The sequence below is a fragment of the Pseudomonas sp. MN1F genome (assembly GCF_009391885.1).
In the GTDB taxonomy this organism is placed as follows: Bacteria; Pseudomonadota; Gammaproteobacteria; order Pseudomonadales; family Pseudomonadaceae; genus Aquipseudomonas.
Map to the genome: position 1 here is coordinate 110,989 of NZ_VZII01000003.1, position 17,511 is coordinate 128,499.

At 54.2% G+C, this 17,511-nt stretch carries 18 protein-coding genes and 1 tRNA gene; 6 read left to right on the top strand and 13 right to left on the bottom strand.

The window, feature by feature from the left end; translation table 11 throughout:
- Positions 1 to 45: 45 nt before the first annotated feature.
- Complete coding sequence (mqo, locus tag F6X59_RS01255) at positions 46 to 1,683, bottom strand: malate dehydrogenase (quinone) (RefSeq protein WP_152954030.1); 1,638 nt, start codon at positions 1,681 to 1,683, stop codon at positions 46 to 48.
- 339 nt (positions 1,684 to 2,022) lie between these two features.
- Entirely contained in the window at positions 2,023 to 2,214 is a 192-nt protein-coding gene (locus tag F6X59_RS01260; RefSeq protein ID WP_027918621.1) for a DUF4223 family protein, read from the bottom strand.
- A gap of 572 nt (positions 2,215 to 2,786) precedes the next feature.
- Here F6X59_RS01260 and F6X59_RS01265 point away from each other — a divergent pair.
- Both F6X59_RS01265 and F6X59_RS01270 read left to right on the top strand, forming a co-directional pair.
- Entirely contained in the window at positions 2,787 to 4,538 is a 1,752-nt protein-coding gene (locus F6X59_RS01265; protein ID WP_152954031.1) for a hypothetical protein, read from the top strand.
- Between the two features lie 194 nt (positions 4,539 to 4,732).
- Positions 4,733 to 6,184: a tyrosine-type recombinase/integrase gene (locus F6X59_RS01270; protein WP_152954032.1), complete on the top strand. Its 1,452-nt coding sequence runs from the start codon at positions 4,733 to 4,735 to the stop codon at positions 6,182 to 6,184.
- 121 nt (positions 6,185 to 6,305) lie between these two features.
- Here F6X59_RS01270 and F6X59_RS01275 read toward each other — a convergent pair whose 3' ends face one another.
- Entirely contained in the window at positions 6,306 to 7,184 is an 879-nt protein-coding gene (locus tag F6X59_RS01275) for a hypothetical protein (protein ID WP_152954033.1), read from the bottom strand.
- An 851-nt stretch (positions 7,185 to 8,035) separates the two neighbouring features.
- Between F6X59_RS01275 and F6X59_RS28320 the strand changes: the two genes are divergently transcribed.
- The 3 genes from F6X59_RS28320 to F6X59_RS01285 are packed head-to-tail and all read left to right on the top strand — an operon-like array spanning position 8,036 to position 9,055.
- Positions 8,036 to 8,182 (top strand): hypothetical protein, encoded by a 147-nt coding sequence (locus tag F6X59_RS28320; protein WP_178120021.1) that lies wholly within the window; start codon positions 8,036 to 8,038, stop codon positions 8,180 to 8,182.
- A gap of 48 nt (positions 8,183 to 8,230) precedes the next feature.
- Positions 8,231 to 8,662, top strand: coding sequence for a hypothetical protein (locus F6X59_RS01280; RefSeq protein ID WP_152954034.1), 432 nt, complete (start codon positions 8,231 to 8,233; stop codon positions 8,660 to 8,662).
- An 18-nt stretch (positions 8,663 to 8,680) separates the two neighbouring features.
- Complete coding sequence (locus F6X59_RS01285) at positions 8,681 to 9,055, top strand: hypothetical protein (protein WP_085677822.1); 375 nt, start codon at positions 8,681 to 8,683, stop codon at positions 9,053 to 9,055.
- Between the two features lie 231 nt (positions 9,056 to 9,286).
- Here F6X59_RS01285 and F6X59_RS01290 read toward each other — a convergent pair whose 3' ends face one another.
- The 8 genes from F6X59_RS01290 to F6X59_RS01325 form a co-directional block, all read right to left on the bottom strand.
- Entirely contained in the window at positions 9,287 to 9,925 is a 639-nt protein-coding gene (locus tag F6X59_RS01290; protein WP_152954035.1) for a recombinase family protein, read from the bottom strand.
- Positions 9,926 to 10,136: 211 nt separating this feature from the next.
- Complete coding sequence (locus tag F6X59_RS01295) at positions 10,137 to 10,337, bottom strand: hypothetical protein (protein ID WP_152954036.1); 201 nt, start codon at positions 10,335 to 10,337, stop codon at positions 10,137 to 10,139.
- Positions 10,338 to 10,485: 148 nt separating this feature from the next.
- The gene (locus tag F6X59_RS01300) at positions 10,486 to 10,698 is read right to left on the bottom strand and encodes a hypothetical protein (protein WP_152954037.1); all 213 of its coding nucleotides are present in this window, start codon (positions 10,696 to 10,698) and stop codon (positions 10,486 to 10,488) included.
- Between the two features lie 294 nt (positions 10,699 to 10,992).
- Positions 10,993 to 11,379, bottom strand: coding sequence for a hypothetical protein (locus F6X59_RS01305; protein WP_152954038.1), 387 nt, complete (start codon positions 11,377 to 11,379; stop codon positions 10,993 to 10,995).
- Positions 11,380 to 12,006: 627 nt separating this feature from the next.
- A complete protein-coding gene (locus tag F6X59_RS01310; protein ID WP_152954039.1) occupies positions 12,007 to 12,816 on the bottom strand; it encodes a hypothetical protein in 810 nt (269 codons plus the stop codon).
- 178 nt (positions 12,817 to 12,994) lie between these two features.
- Positions 12,995 to 13,231 carry a hypothetical protein gene (locus tag F6X59_RS01315; RefSeq protein WP_152954040.1) on the bottom strand — a complete coding sequence of 79 codons (237 nt, stop codon included), beginning with the start codon at positions 13,229 to 13,231 and terminating at the stop codon, positions 12,995 to 12,997.
- Positions 13,232 to 13,825: 594 nt separating this feature from the next.
- Complete coding sequence (locus F6X59_RS01320) at positions 13,826 to 14,074, bottom strand: hypothetical protein (protein WP_152954041.1); 249 nt, start codon at positions 14,072 to 14,074, stop codon at positions 13,826 to 13,828.
- Positions 14,074 to 14,601 carry a hypothetical protein gene (locus F6X59_RS01325; protein ID WP_152954042.1) on the bottom strand — a complete coding sequence of 176 codons (528 nt, stop codon included), beginning with the start codon at positions 14,599 to 14,601 and terminating at the stop codon, positions 14,074 to 14,076. The genes F6X59_RS01320 and F6X59_RS01325 overlap by 1 nt, the downstream gene beginning before the upstream one ends.
- A 1,414-nt stretch (positions 14,602 to 16,015) precedes the next feature.
- On the opposite strand from F6X59_RS01325, the gene F6X59_RS01330 reads away from it, so the two are divergent.
- Positions 16,016 to 16,501: a hypothetical protein gene (locus F6X59_RS01330; RefSeq protein ID WP_152954043.1), complete on the top strand. Its 486-nt coding sequence runs from the start codon at positions 16,016 to 16,018 to the stop codon at positions 16,499 to 16,501.
- Positions 16,502 to 16,598: 97 nt separating this feature from the next.
- Here the strand turns inward: F6X59_RS01330 and F6X59_RS01335 are convergent.
- Both F6X59_RS01335 and purC read right to left on the bottom strand, forming a co-directional pair.
- Positions 16,599 to 16,688, bottom strand: a tRNA-Ser gene (locus F6X59_RS01335).
- 91 nt (positions 16,689 to 16,779) lie between these two features.
- Positions 16,780 to 17,490 carry a phosphoribosylaminoimidazolesuccinocarboxamide synthase gene (gene purC, locus F6X59_RS01340; RefSeq protein ID WP_003254733.1) on the bottom strand — a complete coding sequence of 237 codons (711 nt, stop codon included), beginning with the start codon at positions 17,488 to 17,490 and terminating at the stop codon, positions 16,780 to 16,782.
- Positions 17,491 to 17,511 lie beyond the last annotated feature (21 nt).

Consider the following 17,511-nt stretch of genomic DNA (forward strand, 5'->3'; position numbering starts at 1 on the left):
AGCCACGGGGGTCACCCGTGGCTTTCTCGAACCCACATCGCCTGATCAGAGCGCCATGTCGTTTGCCGGTTTGCTTTCAACCGGTTTGCTCGGCGCAACGGTGGTACCGACGCTTTCGTCGATCACCGGTGGCTTCTCCAGCTGCAGCACTTCAGCGGTGTAGTTCCACTCTTTCTGGGTGGCCGCTGCCGAGTCGTTCAGCTTGGTGCCGTAGCTCGGTACGATTTCCTTGATCTTGGCCTGCCACTCAGGGGTGGCGACCTTTTCCTTGAACACGGTTTCCAGCACGTTCAGCATGATCGGCGCAGCCGTCGAAGCACCTGGCGAGGCGCCCAGCAGGCCGGCGATGGTGCGGTCCTGGGAAGCCACCACTTCGGTGCCCAGCTTCAGCACGCCGCCCTTCTCTGCGTCACGCTTGATGATCTGCACGCGCTGACCGGCCTGCCACAGTTTCCAGTCTTCCTTCTTGGCGTTCGGGAAGTAGGTGCGCAGCGCGTCGAAGCGGTCGTCATCCGACAGCATCAGCTGGCCAGCGAGATACTCGACCAGCGGGTACTGGTCGATACCGACCTTGGTCATCGGCCACACGTTGTGGGTGGTGGTGCTGCTCAGCAGGTCCAGGTACGAACCGTTCTTCAGGAACTTGGTCGAGAAGGTCGCGAATGGGCCAAACAGGATCACGCGCTTGCCGTCCAGCACGCGGGTGTCCAGATGCGGTACCGACATGGGCGGCGCGCCGGTCGAGGCGATGCCGTAGGCCTTGGCCATGTGCTGCATGGCCACGGTCGGGTTCTCGGTCACCAGGAACGAGCCGCCCACCGGGAAGCCTGCGTATTCCTTGGCTTCAGGAATGCCCGACTTCTGCAGCAGCTTCAGCGCGCCGCCGCCGGCACCGATGAACAGGAACTTGGCGTCGGTGGCCGACTTGGTACCGTCCTTGAGGTTCTTGTACTCGACGTGCCAGGAGCCGTCTTCGTTGCGAGTGATGTCCTGTACTTCGCTGGACAGCTTCAGGTCGAAGCCTTTCTGGGTCTGCAGGTGGCCGACGAACTGGCGGGTGATTTCGCCGAAGTTGACGTCGGTGCCGATTGGCGTCCAGGTGACCGCCAGCTTCTGGTTCGGGTCACGGCCTTCCATCATCAGCGGGACCCACTTGGCGATCTGCGCGTGGTCCTCGGAGTACTGCATCGGGCGGAACAGCGGGCTGGCCTGCAGCGCGTCGTAACGCTTCTTGAGGAACTTGATGTTGTCATCGCCCCAGACGAAGCTCATGTGCGGGGTGGTGTTGATGAACGAGTGCGGGTTCTTCAGCACGCCCTGGCGGACCTGCCACGACCAGAACTGGCGGGAGATCTGGAAGGCTTCGTTGATTTCGATGGCCTTGGAGATGTTGACGTTGCCGTCTTTGTCTTCCGGGGTGTAGTTCAGCTCGGCCAGCGCAGAGTGGCCAGTACCGGCGTTGTTCCAGCCGTTGGAGCTTTCTTCGGCGACGCCGTCCAGGCGCTCGACCATTTCCATCGACCAGCTTGGCTCCAGCTCGTGCAGCCACACGGCCAGGGTGGAGCTCATGATGCCGCCGCCGACCAGCAGCACATCGACTTTCTTGGTTTCTGCGGCGTGCGCTTGCATGAAGCTCGCAGCGACAGCCAGACCCAGCAAGGTCTTGCCAGCTTTCTTGAACATTGATCAATTCCAGTCAGTAGAACGGAGGGTGGGCCTGTGGCTGGCCCAAAGTGTTCCATGTTCTTCAGCGCAGGTTTGTTATTGATGATTGTTCAGCAGCCAGAGAACCAGAAAACGACTCAGGCTTTTGTCGAATTGACCGACAGGGCTGAATCGTTTCGCCGATTGTAACCGAAATGCCAGCACAAACAAATTGGCGGACGGGGGTCAACGCGACGGGTTGTCTCAGCGGGAGTCAGGCTTTTCGGAAACCCTTCAGCCAACAAAAACCCCCGGCCATCTGCATGACCGGGGGCTTCGGATCAGGCCGCTAGCGGCGAGATCTGGGGATCACCAAGCTTACTGCTGCTGAGGCAGTTTATCGATCGGGCCGCAGCCACCGATGACCTTGGAGATGGAAACCGAAGGGTGGAACAGGTAGTCGTACGAGCAGTTTTTCTGCTGGTTGTAGACTTGGCCAGTGCAGCCCGACAGCAGGGCAACGCCGGATACTACAGCAACGGCGACAGTGGCCTTGAACAGCTTTTTCATACTAAGTCCTTTAAATGCTTCATCTTCGGCCATCTTTCCGATGGCGGCGGGATGATACAGAACCCAGGCGTTGGATCCAAGTCGCAGAAAGCCATCGACACTATACGGTCGAGCCCGTGAAGTGACTTGCAGTGACAGGCGATCGAGGTGTGTGACACCACTCAAATTTCCCCCTCCGAAAGCGCAATGGCCCAATTGGCCACGCCCCCACCACCCAATTCTGGCGCTGCGCCCCCAAAACCGGGTTGCCCACTTCGCGATCACGTGAGTTGTGAATAATTTTTTTACAATTGGTAACAGTTTTTCCGGGGTTTGCCGTGCCAACTGGCACTGGCACAACACGTGCTTTGACCGTTATGGCTCAAGGAACTTCCTCTCGCGACCATGTCCGGAACCGGCCAGTACATCGCCGCTCGAGATCGATGGAATTCCACTAGTTCGGAAATCCAGGCGAGCCGTTTATTCGATATCCGTCTCGCTCCGTAGTTATTGCACAGGCGTTCGTGCAACACGAGCCCTCTAACGGTAGATCGAATGCTTGCAAAGAGGCTGGCAGCATTTCGGAGACCATTATGAGCACACCTGCAGGATTCAAAGCTTCAGCAGCAGTCCCCGCTCAAACGCGGCTCAGCACGCTCGTCGCTCGTCCGGCACTGCTTGCCGGGGCAGTAGTCGCCGCCCTGGCATTGAGTATTGCCGGGCCTGGCGACGCCTGGGCCAAGGGTGGGACTGACAAGCCAGTCAAGGGGACGCCATCCCCCTTCACTACGCCCACATTGCCTGACCCGATTTTCGTCGACCCCTTGGCTATCCATGGCTTCGACATCACCGGCTTCATTCAGGACATGACTGTCGACAGCAGCAATAGCAACTGCCCGAATACCAGCAACCCGAACCGTTTGGGCGGTACGGTAGTGGTCAACGGCACAACCATTACCGTGCCCTGCAACTCGGTCATCCAGATGCCCGCCAATACACTCACCTGGGCGGAGTTCGTACACGGCGGCCCGCTGGGCCTTAAACAACTACCGGCCACTTACCCTTCATTTGAAGTGCATGTTGTCGGCAACACCGTCGCGGGTAAACAAATTGCCGGGTTGATCTTTGTCTCCCAGCAATCGGCCCAGGTCGGCAGTGGTTATATCAGCAGGATTGACCAGACCACCGGGAACATAGAAGTAACCAGTACCAACTCGCCGCAACCGACCGTCTTGCAGATCAACGACCCCAGCGGGCGTTTCGGTCGGGCCCAGAGCCCCGATCCGCGCTTCTCGGTGGATGACGCCAACCCGACCATTCACGCGGCAACGGGTTACCCGATGTGCGTCCCGCGGACCGGTGACGACCCGCTCTGCCCACAGAAAAACCGGCCTAAAGTGGTGACACCGACCACCACCAACAACTGCCGCAACTTTGCCCAGGCTGGCGTGGCGTTGCCTGCGTCAGGTGAATTGACACCCCCGAAGGCAGGCCAGTTGTATTGCAGCCAGTTCGTCATGAAGCGCTTCAGTGACCCGACCCGGACCGCTACCGACCCGGACCCGACGCAACAAGTACCCTTTGAAGTCGGCGACTTCATCAGCTACTCCGGCACGCTGTTCAAATCGACCACCGCCGGTGTGCCGGACTTCATTTCCGCCCACACCATCGAGGCCAACCTCGGCATCTACACCCAGCCGGGCTCTCAGCCCAGCTATCTGGCCATTGGCGAATTCGGCGTCGGCACCGCTGACCCGGCCGCGGTCGCCGTCAACGGTGCAGCTCAGGAAACCCAGGACCGCATCTTCCTCGAAGCCGAGACCACCGACGTCAAGACCCCGGTGGACATCTACCTGATCGATGTCGACCCTGCCACCGGCGTGCAACGCAACCGCTGGATCACGCCGTTTGAAATGACCGGGGAATGCGACCCTGCCAGCGTGCTGGCGGCTACCTGTGCCGGCGCTTCAGGCGGAATCACCACGCAAAACGTTGGCCCACAGCCACAACGCGCACGGTTGCGTGCGTCCAAGGCACCAACCGGCCTGCTCAGCCAGCCAACCCGTACCTTGCGGGTGGTCGCTCGCTCACTGTGCGTACCCACCAACACCCTCCCGCAACCCGGGGTCGATAGCTGCCTGCAAAACGCCGGCCGCCTGACCGTCGCCAACGGCCTGACTGCCGGGCAGTACGTGGCCCCGGTGTTCGAGTTCATCTTCCCGGAAAACGTCAAGCCAGGGGACGAGATTGTGCCCAATGACTTCTGGCACCTGGCGTTCCTGCGCAACGGCGAAGGCAGCACCACCCCGACCGGGGTTGGCGCGCTGGAACCAACGCCTTGGTGAGTTGAAACGCAGATAAAACGCTAGAAACGAAAAAGCCCCGCAGACGTTAATCTGCGGGGCTTGATCTTGTATGGCGGAGAGATAGGGACTCACCATAAACCACCCAGCAACCCTTTAAACCCAGCAACATCTGGCCTTTATCGCCAAATTACGTACAATCTCTACGTACAATCAATTCAGTTTCGGCTCCCTCCATGGCAAACAACCTTGAGCTTCAAGGCGGCACCTACCACGTTCGCCTCGCTATCCCCTCAGACGTGCAACATGCATTCGGTAATCGTCGCATCCTCTCTCGTTCCCTCCAGACTGGCAGTCACAAAGAAGCGATGAACCTCCGCCTACCGATCTTGGCCACATGGAAGGCACAGATCACCGCTGCACGCGAAGGTGAACCACTGCCAGCCGATTGGCAGGAGCCATTCATCCAGAAGCTGCAAGCCGTTGATGATCACATCAAGAAGATGAAGTGGGAGGAAATTGAGGGCATATCTGATGATCCAGAGGTGAGCGACGATGAACTTGAGGCGTTCAAACGCCTTGATCCTGAACTGCTGAACGTATTGGTAGAGCTGTTCAGGATGCGTCAACAGGAACCAAGGGGTGATTTCAAGCTGATTGAAGACCTTGGGCAAATGAACAAGGTGTACGAGAAGTGGTTGCTCACGTGCAAGTACTCCGTCCCTGCTGAAGTCGAGAAAGAGATGAATGAACTCATCTCCAACCCTACGGCATACAAAGCTAGATCCCCAATCACGGCGGCACGCCTGAAGGAGTTCCGCAGCTACCGGGAATCCCGCCAGATAGCTGCCAAGACGATTGCTCAGCAGGAAGCGAAGCTTCAACACCTATCCACTCACCTCAAGCAGACAGGGCAGCCGCTGGACTTCGATTGCGTCACTGCGTGGCTTGATACACTGACGGTCACCAGCAAAACGAAGCAGCAGTATCTGTTGGCAGGCAGCGTGTTTTGGAAATGGGCGAGCAAGCATGACGCAAGGTGGCGGGAGCAATACAAGGATCGAGTGAATCCATTCGAGAATCACGACCTTCCACAGCTGCGAGGTAAAGCGAAGAAAGACGCCGCTCGACTGGCGTTCACAATCGAGGAACTTAGCCAACTGCACACGGAAGCTGAGGGCCAGGGCAATCAAGCTCTCGCTGACCTGATCGCGTTGGGCACCTACACCGGTGCACGGATCGAAGAGCTTGTTCAGCTTCGTGTCGAACATCTGATCAAGTGCGAGGGCATACGCTGCATCGACATCACAGACAGTAAGACGGCTGCGGGTATCCGCGTCGTACCTGTACACCCTGCACTGGCTGAGGTGGTGGCACGGTTAGCAGCTGACTCTGTAGATGGCTTCCTCATACCAACAACCTGCCGCAACCAATATGGGATCAGGTCTGATGCACTCTCGAAAGCGTTCGGTCGGCTAAAGACATCACTTGGCTTCGGTAGTAAGCATGTCTTCCATTCCATCCGTGCGTCTGCCATCACACATCTTGTACGTGCGGATGTGGCAGACCGACTGATCAAAGAGCTGGTAGGACATGAAACAGGCACCGTCACTTTCGATGTTTACAGCCAAGGCTCATCGGCCAAACAGAAGCTTGATGCAATTTCCAAGCTCCCCAGCCTAACGTGAGCGTTACGTCACAGCTTCTGACGTGAAGAGTGACGCCCTCAGCGATATACACCCACCGGGCATGTATCTTGGGGCTGTAACTCGGCGCAGTAATGGCGAGCCAGGCCCCATAGACAGGGCTTCAGCCCGATTTGCTCGGCGCAGCTTTCAGCACCAGTGGCAGGGCCGGTGAGGCCACATCTGCCCCTGGAACACATGCCACGGATAGCACCGAGTGTTTCGCCTGGATGCTCTCAGACATACACCTGATCGCTCGGGGGTTGGCCTGAATGGATGCCTGCACAGGATGAGCGACAGACGAGGGGGCATCTACTGGGGGTACATCTGCGGTCTGCCAACTCCAAAATCCGACCACAATCGCACAGGCAGCATATAACATCGGGAACAGATGCTCAGTGAACCAAGGGGCCAAGATCACCCCCTTGATGAACGATACTCCCCGTGAGTACGCTACTAAGATCAATGACGGATCGATCAGAGCTCTGGTGCCGTTCCTGCCTGCCTTTGAACCACTCTCGGAGGTCCATTCTATGGGTAAACTAAACTCAATTATTACTCCCCGTGGCAGTAGCATCCGCCAACCATCCCTCTTCGGTTTGTCCCTATACGGTGAACCTGTGGCCCGGGTCTTAAATCCCGTGATACCCGAAATATCATGACCCTTCATGAAATCTTTCCAAGCTATACGGTGCAATTCACGGCTGTAATAAAACCTAGCCACCCGACACAGGGTTTGGTTGAAAAGATCTTCGAAGTCTTTACCGGGCTTACGCCAATCCTCAGGCAAGTGCTGGATGTAGCGGCAGAAAAAATAAATGTTGGCTACCGCTAGCACAAGCCAGAGGTTATGGGTGTTGGCGGTGAACTTGATGGAGTTACCCAGCAGCGAGAGAGTGTTCATCTCTGCCTTGAAATACCACAGAGCAAGCAACATAGTGGAGAACACCATGAGGAAGCTACGCGCCTTCTTGAAGCTGCCCTCGTCGAAATCTGATCCCATACCCTACCGCCCTAAGCATCCAAAAGCGCGGATGGTAGCACCCTGTCCCGCCGCCAACAGCCGATTGCATGGGGCGGGGTGTGTCTTCTACACCAGGAGGGAAAATAACCTGCCTCGGTTCTAGCGGAATGCCTAAGCGGCCCGCCCTCCAGTCACTGTGTACGCTAGGATTCGGTAAATAGCTTCAGCGGTCATGTAGGCAAGAGAAGCCCGCACAGAAGCAGGCTAATGGCAAAGATAAATAGGTTAGCTCTTGGTAGCACGCTTCACCGTGTACCCCATGTCATGCGTCGTGGGCTATGGGTAGCAGGAGCTCGATGGCTACGGATCACCTTGCACGCATAGTCGTCGAGGTTCACCAATTCGAATTCAGCGCCGGCAATTCGCCGCTATAGATACGCACAGGCATCGAGTGAACTGTTTTTTGTTGCAACGTACACGCCCGAAAAATTCTGCATGCAAGGCAACACCCCAGCGAAAAACAGTGCACACCCCTAGGTACTAGGCCTACAGCGAATACCCACCATTCACTCACAAAGTACGCACAACTTATCCACAGGTGGTCGCCTTGCAAAAACCCACACAACCGCATTATCTTGTACCCCAGAAACGCAACACCCCCAACATGTGGGGGTGGTAGAGGTAAGCTAGCGAGCTGAGCACGGTCTGTCGCCAAACTTCACGTGCCCTGCTCGCCCTCCCCGATACGCGCATTTCTAAGAACGCATGAATCTGGGCAGGTGGTCATTAAGCCAATAGCGTGACCGTCACGTCAATACACATTCTGTGTACTGATCGTCACGCCCAGAGGATTGCACCTACTGCAATTCCTATAGAGAGCAATGACTACCATGCGTAGACGCCATCCTCGCCGCTCGTCGGCACCCCACAACAAAACCGTGTACGTTCACGCCTATCCACGCTTCCGCTTCGGCCGCTGGGAGCATGTCTGCCAGCATTACCGCAGCGCTCCGCAGCAGCTGACATTCGAGTTCTAATCTAACCAGGCCACATCCGCAGGGGTGTGGCCCCCCTAGGAAATACGAATGACCGACCACCAAAGCCGCGTCGATCAGCTGGTGACGCTTCACAACGAAGCCGCTAGCAAATTCGATTACTTCATCCTCGGTGCAACCCTAGCTGCATGTGCCTACCTTGCACAGACAAACCCTTACGGTCGAATCGGCTTGAACGAAGAGACCTTCCTGCTAGCGAGCCTGCTCATCTTCGCTGCCAGTGCAGCATGTGGGTTTAAACGCATCGAAGCGACAATCAACTACCAACGCATAAACGCTCTCGCCCTCGACCACCCTAGCCATGAAGTTCGTGCAAAGCGGCTAGCGAAGCTGGATGAAAAGCGTGATGCCCAGCACTGGTATAAAGCGCGTAACGTTATGCTCGTTCTAGGCTTGGGGTGCTACCTCGTGACCAAAGTATGGGCCACGTACCAAAGCAATGGATGGATACCAGTTAATTAACCAAGGAAGACAATCTCAATGCTCCGTACGTCCGCCTTGTTAGCGCTTCTCGCCTCTTCATCAACACTCGCCGCCTACTACACTGAAGCACCTGACCCGGCCTACGAGAAAGCGAGCATTGCCCTCTTCTGCATGAACCACTTCTACAACCGCACGAAGGGGCATCTTGGACTTCAAGCCGGAATGGCGGCACAACAAGACCTCGCCAAGCAACTGACTTCACTCCCTGACGGCGAGAAGCTTGCAGATAACCTCAGGCTAGCCCTGGACTCGATGACAAAGGACGAAGGCAATAAGGCAGTCTCGCCCTTTTGTTGGCAATACATCCCATCAGATCACGGCCTGACGTCGGACCAGATCGAACACTTCCTGAAACACAGCTCCCTAGACTGAGATACCCGCCCCGCCGCCGACAGCGGGTTGCTTGGGGTGGGGGTCACCCTGTACGCCAGCCAGAAAAATAATACTGAGCCTCCTGCTCTGGGACCTGTCAGTTCTACCCGAACTATCAAGCACCCCACTCTCCCTCTCAACGGGAACGCTGGTTTTCTATAAATAACCTCTGAGGCAGTCCAGGCACGACGAAGCCCGCACTGAGGCGCGCTGTAAACACAGGTGAATCTGTTAGCTCTTCAACTCACGCTTGATCCTGTAAACAGTGGCCACACCGCACTCAGCGAGCTTAGCGACATCATCAGCTGACATGGTTGGGTGCTTCGCCATGATGGCAGTCACCTTCTCCCACATTGCAGTGTTCTTACCCTTACCCGCAGGCTTCCACTCAGGATCAGCTGCACGCTTGTTCTCCAAGCCCTGCTTGATCCGTTCAACACGCTTCTCCTGATCGAGCCTTGCCATTGTCGCCATCAGGTCGAGAAGCATGTTGTTAATCACTTCCATGATCTGGCCGGTGATCCCTCTGTCTTCAACCATCATATGACTGGTGGGCAGATCAGCGATGACCAGACGCAACCCCTTACCCCTAATCGTGGCCTTGAGAGTTTCCCAATCAACCTGAGACAGACGGGATAAACGGTCTACAGACTCAACCAGCAACACCTCACCCTTCTCAGCTGTATCAAGCAGGCGCATCAGCTCAGGGCGGTTGAGCTTGGTGCCGCTGATGTTCTCGCTGTAGGTGCCGGCTACCGACAAGCCCTTCTCAGCAGCGAACGCCTCAAGCAGCGACTTGGCACGAAGCGCATCCTGATCCTTGGTAGAGGCACGGAGATACAGATGGGCCTTAGGGCTGCTGACGTTCATGGCGATCTATCCTTTGTAGTCTATTTCGATAGATCAATGATAATACGATCATTTAGCTATCCGCAATAGACTTCTGATAGAACGCACACGCCAGCTCTCTCACTACCAAACAAGTAGACTCCTCTGATAGTGAGCGTGAAGTGAGATGCAGCAGGAATGTCTCATGTGCAGCCGTAGGTGATCAGGCTTCGACTGCAAGGTGAGTCAGCTCTTAATGATTGACCAATTCACGGCCAATGGCTGTGATTTTAAGATGTTCGTACTTGTTACCATCGAAGCTTGAGACGTCATAACCAGTTACAAGGCCGTTCTGGATAAGTCGCGTACAAGTGTCGAATTCCTCACCCTCCGCCACCTCCTGCCCTTCGTGGACAGCAAGCAGCAGGCTGCGTTCTACCTCGAATAGATTCATATTTCAAACCTCCGGTTATGCAGGGAAGAGCTTCGCTGCTAAACACATACGAACATAAGAGCGGCCATTAAACCAATACCACTGATCATAAATATATTGACAAGCGCGCACAACCACGAACTTGCAGTTAATTGTGGTTTTACTCGGGTCAGTCACTGTCGATTGCCCTAAGCGCCTCAATGCCCTTGGCAATGCCTTCTGCATTCGTATCGAGAGTGGCGAGTACGGTCAGTACGTTGTCATGTATATGCGTGGACCCTCGTTGGCTAATCCACAAGCTCACCTCTTCGATTGCTGCACGTATGGCGATCTGGTTCAGGTGCAGCAGCTCCAGGGCATCCGCCGTGATCCGGTCATTCATGGATGTCTCCTTGTCTGGTGTCTGGCTCCATCGTAGCAGATGGTTGATCTGGCTATCTGGGGCCTGGGGATTCGTGCCAAGCCGACATAAACGGGAAATTCAAGATAAAATTCGCATTTACTGTGCAGAAACTCAAACTTGAGCGGAAATAGCGTGGCAAGCTTGGCACCAGCAAGCCACACCCTAGAGATAATGCGGGGTGCAGCGAACCGGATAGAACAATCACGGCAATGCCAGCGGTTTCAACCCGAAGTTTTCAGGGGGTTTCCACTAGGTAAACGCAGGTTATCCAAACTACTGTCCGTTACGATTTCTCTTGGACGGGAAGACCATGGGGATCGTGAACTGGATACGGGATGCCTGTCCGGTTTTATCCGTAACACCACCTCCCGCATTGAGGCCCAAAGATGCAATACCAACCTTCAGTCCCGCACCTCCCTTCGTCTCTCCCTCTGTGGTTACTGCCACATCGAAACTTACCCGCTCGACAAGACGTGTTTGCGAGATCTTTCTGCCGTCATCCGGCGTGAGAGTTCGACCGTAGCCTTGTGCATCGCTAGAGTATGTCTCTAACCTTGTGGGGTTAACCTCAGCATCCGTATTGGCCAACGCTTCGCTCGCCTGGAGAATCCCTTCCGCAATCTGCGTCAGGCTATTGGCAATGAAGTCCTTTAGATCCATGAACAGCTCCTGCAACTGAATGTTGGGTGAAACACCAGCATAGCTGCTTCAAACATTTCAGCCAATCCGTGGCTGCTGCCACGTGCTTCTGCACACTGGTGAAATACATGTGTCGTTAACGACACAATAGACACACCCCTGCTCCGCTGGGAGACGATTAACCCGCTGCTCCGTAGCCGTATTGCACAGGCTGACTCTCCGGGGGTATATACGTAGTATTCCCCGGAACTCATACTGATGATGCACACGCCGATAGGCGAAACTGTTGCGCGGTGAAGGGACTTCACGATAGATACATCTCTACTCCGTAGGAGTGGATAGATCTCTTTCTCTTGGGCGGGTGTACTATGTACTCACCCTCGCCATCTGTCTTGGATTGTGCAAGTCTCTTCTGCGAAGTAGATAAGTTAGCTGAGCAAGGGAGTTCACTTGTGTCGTCAACGACACAGGTAACACTGCCGTGAAGTCCCTTCACTGTGCATACCTTTATAGATCTGTCGTTAATTGTGCATCAGTACAGCCTGCTGTGCATGACAGTCTGTCCGTGTCCGGTTTTGCCCTACCATATAATATGGTGGGCGTGAACCACGATTGCCGGACAAATGAGATCAGTTCTCACAAGCGGTCTCACTTCGCCAGCCATCCTTGAGCCTCTACGTAGTCAAGGAACGGATTGATACCAGATGGCTCTGGGTAGTACTCAGGAAAGTCAAACTCTCCATCACCATAACCGCTCCCCCCGTAGGTCACATTGGCGGGTAGTGCCATATCGTGGATGCCGTCAAGTGCGTTGGTAAGTGCCACAGATCGCTCTTGAAGATTATGAAGCGGTTCAGGACTGTACCCTTTGATGGCAAGCTTAAGCAGGTAGTTTTCCGCAGCATACCGTTGCTTACGACGCGCATAATCTGCCTCTGCATTGTCTTCGGAAGATCGTGTTGCAAATTTCTCCATGTATTCGTCGGCACACATATGGATACGGGCCATCAGATCAATTGCCGCATTCTCAAGGAAAATCCGACCGGATGTGGCCTTCTCTTCGTCAACCCAGTCCATCACAAACAATACATTGCAATCTGCCTCTGCTGCACGCTGACGAACCTTGGTCCGAACACGTTTCATTGTGTCATTGTCGTAGTTACTGACCTCTCGACCGATACGTGTATCCCAGGTACAGCCATACTCTTGGTGCAGGACATCTCGAAACTCATAGTCACGAATACCGTGCACCCGGCTTGCAAGTGTGAACACCCGCTCTACAGACTTGGCAAATGGCGTCGGAATCTTCTCTACTGCCTGCTTCGCCTTCGTGGGTTTCGGCACATCTTTAACTAGCGCTTTGACTTTACGTTCTGGAAGGCCAGTAGCCGCCTTGATCTTTTCAATACTGTCGCCGTCACGTCGCATCTTGATGGCAAGCTGTTCTGCTAATTGCATGGTTGTTCTCCTGTTCAGTTCTGTTCAATAGGCAAGTCCTCTTGGTGGTTGCCGGTGTGTGTGTGGCTGTCAAATCGCGGACGCAAAAAAACCACACTCCGAGATCACGTTACCGTGGCGGATGTGGGTTGTGGTGTTAGCGATGAGGTTGCGACTATACAGGCGTAGAGCCTGTAAGTCAAGATGGGAAGATGAATGTATCCAGCAGTGCATGAACCTCTGACTCACCCAGGCCCATATAGAGCCAAGTCCACACACTCCCCCAGATACCCGCTGTAGCGTTGTACTGTTCCTCACCAATGTAAGCGGCTGTGTAATCCGCTACGGCTTGCACCACATCATCAGCTGCCATCAGGTCATCATATGGAAGTGCGTTGTCTATCGCAGCAGGGACATACATGAATAGGACTGACATCAGTTAGCACCTGTATTGAGTGACCGCTGATTCCGGTCAATGAGTTTCGATACATACTCTTTCATCGCTTCCCTCTCCTGTTGAAATTGAAGCTGTGTGGCATTGTTCTGTTGCAGCACCAAATCGGCCGCTACCAGTCTGGCGTTATATTGGGCTGAAAATGAAAAGCAGAAGGCCAATACGATCGAGATGATGCAGGCAATGACAATCGAATTAATTGACGACCTCATCTATTACCACCGTAACTATGGACACCCACGTTCTTTACGTAGCCACGAAGGGCTACGCCTACTCTCTTCTCAAACAATCCACGGTTTGGCCCTTTATATAGTTGCCTGTCTCCGAAGCTCCCTGCGCTCAAGAAGCTTTGGAGAAGAGCACTGAATACAGGTGCACCGCTAACCATCAACAGCAACCCCTCATTGACTCTCACCCACACCAGCTTGTAATCAGTGCTTCCAGTGAAGACGCGACACTTGCGGCGGAATGACTTACAAAGTAGCCTGACATCAACAGCATCAGTCTTGAGAATGAAGGCAGCGAAATGGCTACCCTCATTAATCAGACGACCAATGCTTTCATTTAAGAATGAAGTCATCCCATCTTTACCCCTGAAGCCTGCTCCAGGCGTAAAACAGCCAAACCCGAAACAATCTTGTCTGCCCACTCATGCCTGTCCAATGGATTCAAGCCACAGCCCTCAAGGTAAGACTTCCGCACTTGTAATACGAAATACTCCAGGCTAACTGGCTGCACTTGCACTTCTGTCACCTCCGCAGAAACATCATCAACTAGATGGGGTGCATATTTAGCCTTCAAGATTTCATAAGTACGATCTTTCATTATTTACCTCCCATCAGTGCAGCACGTACTTCAGCCATGATGGCCTGCTCTTCAGCCTCTTCAGCCGCCTTGGCTGCTTCTGCTCGTTTGCGGCGCTCTGTGGCCATACGTTGTTCGAATGTACGGCGGATAATGGCTTCATTCTCAGCAGCCACAGCAGCATGTAGCTTCGATTCAGCCTGCTTATGCACCTCTTTCAATTCTTCTGCACGTACTGCCTCTGGCTTCACCAGGTACACTGCAAATTGCATCGGAAGATTGGCTGGCGTGAAAGTCTGCGTCATCACATCGCTCTTACTCCACCCTTGTGAAGTTTTCTCCAAAACCAGACCAATCAAACCATCCGCTGTTGTGGCAATGAATTCCTCAATAGCTCCGGCAGCGTAAAAGCGCGGATATACCCCATTAACCGGCACGGCAGAGAGATCGTCTACATAGCCAGTCAATCGCCCCATATAGAGACGCTCAGCCTCAACCTTGCACGCCTCGATATCTTTCTTTGTTACCTTCTTCATAAGTTCTTGCATATTCATATCTCCATAATTGTAGTGTTGCCCGTTGTACAGGCAGGGATGCACGACACACTCACTCAGGTGTCGTTATTCAGGGTTTTAGCCCAGTGTTTAAAGGGGTTGTAGAGCTGGAAAAGTGGCAGGACGCACACTTCCTTGGGTTACCAGTTTTTCGCCTCTTTAGGCCGCACTAGCTCGTTACAAGCTGTACTTCAAGAGGTAGGCACGAGCAGCGACGATACCAGTATATAAAGCTGCATCTAGATCATACGCATCAGCTGTGGGATGGCGTGCAATCCATGTCTTCACCTCTTCCTCTCGGGACCGGGGCTTAGCTTGCGGAAGCTGCCTAAGACGTGGCGATGTAGGTTTAGCACTTCCTCCCTTACCTCTGCCCACTTGGTCTGTGATGTATGCTGACTTAGCCATAAGTTCGCCTACATCCATGCACATGCCTGGATTCTTCCTGCACCACTTGTAATATGCGTTCAAAGCGCTGTCATTAGCTTTGACGAAGCGAAGCAGTTGGGTATCTGAAGGGGTATAACTCGAAGCCATCACATGTGTGATTAGGTTTGATGGACCGTTAATAACAAAGTAGTTAGCCAAAGATGTTTCTCCATGTAGTGTGATTCCCTCCTTTATGATTGATGATGTGTATGTGTTAACGGCTTGGGTTAGGCCATAGCATCTTGACGGCGAAGAGTGGTAGCTGTAATTCATCAGCCACTTGTTCTGGTGTCATCCTGTGGCAGTGCTTGGCGATGTAACTTCGTAGATGCTCAGCTGTATCCTGCTGGCGTTGACTCTCTTTCATTGTTAATTCCTCTATTGGTTGCTGATGAGGTTCGAGCCTGATTAGCTGTCGCTTCTTTGCGTTGGCTGCGTTAACTCGACAGAGTGTCGAGCAATAAACCTTCGTAATGCGTCTAACTGTGTGCTTCTTCCCGCACTGCGGGCACAAGCGTTCTATTGCCATGAGTTCTCCTTGGCTGATTGTGTATTGGGTTGAGGTTTACGCTAAGGATCGCCAGATAAAGTAAAGGCCAGGATTTTTAGGCCCCGGCCTTAGCTTCAACTACAGGAGATGTCTCTGGTCAAATCGCTTGTTTGGAGCCCTTCAAGGAGACGTTGCCTTGATGTGTCGGGACTGGGCGACATATCGAGCGAGAACAAGTCGCTCTGCCATGTTACGAGCCGATCAACACGGTGGTGATCTTAATGAGGGGTGACTCTGTCGCGACAGGAGAAAGATGTTCTCCGATCACATGAGTATCTTAACACATATATCGCTATTGTCAATACACATAACCTACAAGAATGCAAATATTTATTTGCTATCAATCTACAGTCAGTAATAAACCAAACCAAGGAACGGTAACAACGACATAGACTAGGATGGCCCAGAACCCATCAACAGAGCCTATAAATGGACGCTTCGCAAATCATCAGCACCTTCGGCATCGCATTACCCATCTGTGCCACAGTGGCAGCATGGTTCTGGAAAACACATCACGAGCGGAAAGCGGTCAAGGTGGCGCTGGTGGCTGAGATCCTTGCCTTACGAGAGATAGCAACTACACGTCGATATGTGGAGGAATTGCAGGAAACGGCTGAAGAGCTGAGAGGCCAGGAGGAAGGACAGCGAGAGATCACCAAGTATCAGGTCAAAGTCCCTGAGCACTACTGCCGCATCTACACCAGCAGCGTTAGCAAGCTAGGAGCACTGAAGCTCAAGGACGCTCAGCTCGTGGTGAAGTTCTATCAGTATGCCGACAGCTTCATCATGGATGTCACACCCGGCGGCAGCCTCTACGAAGGCACGGACGATCCAGATACGTTCGCTGAGAACGCGGCCATCCTACGGGAAGCCATCACCATCGCCGATGAACTGAAGCGCCGCAACCCCGTTTGAGGACGCCAGAACAGCTACAACTTTACGTACAATGGCTACGTACAACCCGGAAACGAAAAAGCCCCGCAGACGTTAATCTGCGGGGCTTCATCTTGTATGGCGGAGAGATAGGGATTTGAACCCTAGGTACTGTTGCCAGTACAACGGATTTCGAATCCGTCCCGTTCGACCACTCCGGCATCTCTCCAATGCCGCGCATCATACCAGCGTTTTCTTGAAACGCAAATCTTTTTTCAAAAAAAATCGCGTGGTATCAGGCGCTTGCGTGAATGCGCAGCTTACAGCGGCACGCCCAGGCGCTTGGCAACTTCTTCGTAGGCTTCGATCACGTCGCCCAGACCCTGGCGGAAGCGGTCCTTGTCCATCTTCTTGCGGGTTTCTTTGTCCCACAGGCGGCAGCCGTCCGGGCTGAACTCGTCACCCAGGACGATCTGGCCGTGGAAGACACCGAACTCCAGCTTGAAGTCGACCAGCAGCAGGCCGGCGTCATCGAACAGCTTGCTCAGCACTTCGTTGACCTTCAGCGACAGCTTCTTCATTTCGACCAGTTGCTCGGCGGTGCCCCAGCCGAAGGCGACAACGTGGGACTCGTTGATGAACGGGTCACCCTTCTCGTCGTTCTTCAGGAACAGCTCGAAGGTGGACGGCTCCAGCTTGATGCCCTCCTCCACGCCCAGGCGCTTGACCAGGCTGCCGGCGGCGTAGTTGCGCACCACGCACTCGACCGGGATCATGTCCAGCTTCTTCACCAGGCACTCGTTGTCGCCCAGCAGCTTGTCGAACTGAGTCGGCACGCCGGCTTCTTCGAGCTTCTGCATGATGAAGGCGTTGAACTTGTTGTTCACCATGCCTTTACGGTCGAGCTGTTCGATGCGCTTGCCGTCGAACGCCGAAGTGTCGTTACGGAACAGCAGGATCAAGCGGTCGGCGTCGTCGGTCTTGTAAACCGATTTGGCCTTGCCGCGGTAGAGTTCTTCGCGTTTTTCCATGATTGGGCTCCGCTTGCTGAG